At 67.0% G+C, this 3,145-nt stretch carries 2 protein-coding genes; one reads left to right on the top strand and one right to left on the bottom strand.

Annotated features, from left to right (window positions below; all coding sequences use genetic code 11):
• Positions 1 to 1,127 (top strand): glycosyltransferase (locus tag ABZE72_RS16460; protein ID WP_372730117.1); only part of this gene is annotated, 1,127 nt, incomplete at its 5' end.
• A 58-nt stretch (positions 1,128 to 1,185) separates the two neighbouring features.
• On the opposite strand, the gene ABZE72_RS16455 is transcribed toward ABZE72_RS16460, so the two are convergent.
• The gene (locus ABZE72_RS16455) at positions 1,186 to 2,982 is read right to left on the bottom strand and encodes an ABC transporter ATP-binding protein (protein WP_372730116.1); all 1,797 of its coding nucleotides are present in this window, start codon (positions 2,980 to 2,982) and stop codon (positions 1,186 to 1,188) included.
• Between the last annotated feature and the right edge of the window lie 163 nt (positions 2,983 to 3,145).

Here is a 3,145-nt window from a genome sequence, read left to right as displayed (position 1 = left end):
CATTGGCGTATCGTGCCACCTCAATGGCCGTGCAGCGGGTGCTCATCGTCACCGGGTGGTTCCCGACGGCGACGAACCCCGTCGGTGGGCTCTTCGTGCGGCGGCAGGCCGAGGCGTTGTCCGATGCCGGCCTGACGGTACGCGTGCTCCACCTGCGCTCCGGAGCCGAGTCGGCTGAACCGGTCCAGTCTGCGGACGATCGCCGCCTGGTCGTCGAGACCGCTGCCGTGCCGGTCCGCCTTCGGGTGGTCCAGGAGTTCGTCGCCGTGGCTCGGGTGCTCCGCACCATCCGGCGTTTCCGGCCGGACGTCGTCCATGCGCACGTGTTCGACGTCGGGTTGGCGGCGGTGGTCGCTGGCCGGTTGGCGCGGGTCCCGGTGGTCGTCACCGAGCACTGGTCACGGCTGCTCCGCGGGCTGCGCTGGTTCGAGCGGCCGAGAGCCCGACTGGCGTATCGGGGAGCGCACCGTGTCGTGGCGGTAGGGCATGCCCTGGCTCGCAGGGTCAGCGATCTCAGCGGGCGTGACGACGTGGTGGTCGTGCCGAATGTCGTGGTCACCGCAGGGTCGGTCCGGGCTCTCGATGGTACGCCGCAGCCGTTCCGACTGGTCACCGTGGGGTCGCTGACGGCCCTCAAGGCTCAAGCCACGCTCATCGACGCTCTCGCCGTCCTGGCCAACGATCGCGGCCTCGACGTCCACCTCACCATCGCTGGAGACGGACCGGAGGCCGTGGCACTACACGACCAGGCTGCAGAGAAGGGAGTCGTCCACCTCGTCGAGTTCATGGGGCGGGTTGCTCCCGCCGACGTCGAGGAGATCCTCCGGAGAAGTCATGTCTTCGTGCTCTCGAGCCGCGTCGAGACGTTCTCCGTGGCCACGGCCGAGGCGCTTTCGATCGGACTTCCCGTGGTGGTGACCGGGTGCGGCGGACCAGAGGACTTCGTCGGCCCCGACGATGGGGTGGTGGTGGCGATCGACGATGTCAACGCCTTGGCGGACGGGATCGCCGCTGTGCTGGCGAACTGGGGCGCGTGGAGCGCGCCGGCGATAGCGGATCGGGCGCGACATCAGTTCGGGCCAGACACCATTGCCTGTCGACTGGTGGAGATCTACGAAGCGATGTAGTGCCCATGGCACGAGCGCAGGATCCCGGGTACTGGTCGCTGCGGCTCCGTCCTCCGGATCACAGCATCTCGGACACCCGAAGGATGTCCGCGTAGTAGTCGCTGTTCTGCTCGATCTCTTCCCGCGGACCGAATGCCTGGACTCGACCGTCCTCGAGGACGAGCAGCTTGTTGCAGAACCGGAGAGTGCTCAGACGATGGGCGACGATGATCATCGTCGTGTTCGACTGCAGGTCTGCCATCGTGGACTGGATGGCGTGCTCGGAGTGAGCGTCGAGCGAACTGGTCGGCTCGTCGAAGACGATGAGGTCTGGTCGCCCCGCCAGCGCACGCGCAATACAGATGCGCTGGCGCTGTCCTCCGGAGAGTCCGGCGCCTCGCTCTCCCGTGGAATGCTGGTATCCGTCGCGGAGCGTGATGATCTCGTCGTGGATGTGCGCTCGACGTGCAGCCTCCACACATTCCTCGTCAGTGAGTCCGGGCCGGAAGAAGCGGATGTTCTCGAGCACCGAGCCGCGAAACAGGTTGGGATGCTGCGGTACGAGGTTGACCCGGTCGTACCAACTCCCGAGCTCGATCGTGCTGGATGCCACGCCGTTCACCTCCACGGTCCCGGACAGCGGTGGCCGGAGGAGCAGGAGTAGTTCGACGAACGTGGACTTCCCTGAGCCTGAGGGCCCGATGACGCCGACGGAATCCCCGGCCGTGATGTCGACCGTGACGTCCTGCAGGACCGGCTGCCCCGGTGCGTACGCGAACGACACACCCCGGAATCCGACGCGGTCCACTGCGGAGATCTCGGACGTGCCGTTCGGTGGCGTGGCGTTCTCGAACGATCGGATGTCGTGCTCCAGCGCGACGGCGAACGGCAGAGCGTCGCTGCCGGCCTGGAGTTGGCTGTTCAACTGCCGGCCGTACATCAGCCCGCGCAGCATCAGCAGGGCCATGACGCCGAAGTCGGTCGCGCCGTCGGGCTCTGACAGGTAGAGCGCCGCCAGTGCCCCGACCACGAGCAGCAGGCCGCCGGTTTCGAAGAGACCAGCACCGGTGGTGGCCCAGAACTGGTTTCTCGCCCGATGGTGCTCGTAGGGAACGATGGTCTCGTCGAGATGGTCGGCGTACGGATCCTGCGCGCCGTAGATGCGGATCTCGCGGGTCATCGTCGTGGACTCCTCGACGTCGTGCGCGAACCGCCGGCTCAAGTCCAACAGGTGTCGTGCGTGGCGGCGCGAGCGGGCGAGCGCGGGGGAGACGATCGCCATGAGGAAGGCGATGGCCCCGATGATCGCCAGGGCTGCCAGCCCGCCGGACACGAAGGCGCCTGCGAGCATGATCAGCAGCCCCGTCCCCGCGACGACAGCTGCGGTCAGTGAGCGGATCGCGGTCAAGCTCCGTGTGACGATGCTGCCGATCAGGTTCTGCAGACCACCTGGGCCTTCGCTGGCCTGCCGCTCCCAGCTGGAGCGGACGAACGCACGGAAGCCTCGTTGCCGCTGCTCTCGCTCGAATCTCGCAAGCAACCGTGCTTCCTGCTGGGCGTTCAGGAGGTTGAAACCCGAGCGCAGGGCGATCAACGCAACCGCCAGGAGGACCAGGGTCCACGTGGACAACTCGAACGCGTTCGAGAGCAGGTCGAAGGAGTAGCTGTCTGCACCGCTGCTTGCGGTGGATGCCAGCGGAACGATGAGGACGAGCGTCAGGGTCTCGAACAAGACGGCGACGGCACTCGTCAGCCCGAGCAGGACGATCGAGGAACGGTACGGGCGAAGCACCACGAGAAGCCGTCGAGCCGCCCGTATCCGGCGACGCACGATGTTGTCCTCCGTCGGACGATTCCCGTCGGGTTCGTTCTCCACGGTCATCGTCGCCGAACGCCGATCAGGTGATGTCGAGCATGCGCTGCAGCGCCACCCGGGCCCACTCGGCCGTGTCCTCGTCGACGCTGATCCTGTTCTGGACCCGCCCAGCGACCAACTCCTCGAGGATCCACGCCAGGTGGGGGAGGTCGATGCGGTTCAT

Origin of the sequence: Nocardioides sp. (genome assembly GCF_041600255.1) — a bacterium.
In the GTDB taxonomy this organism is placed as follows: domain Bacteria; phylum Actinomycetota; class Actinomycetes; order Propionibacteriales; family Nocardioidaceae; genus Nocardioides.
This window is presented reverse-complemented; position numbering and strand designations above follow the sequence as displayed.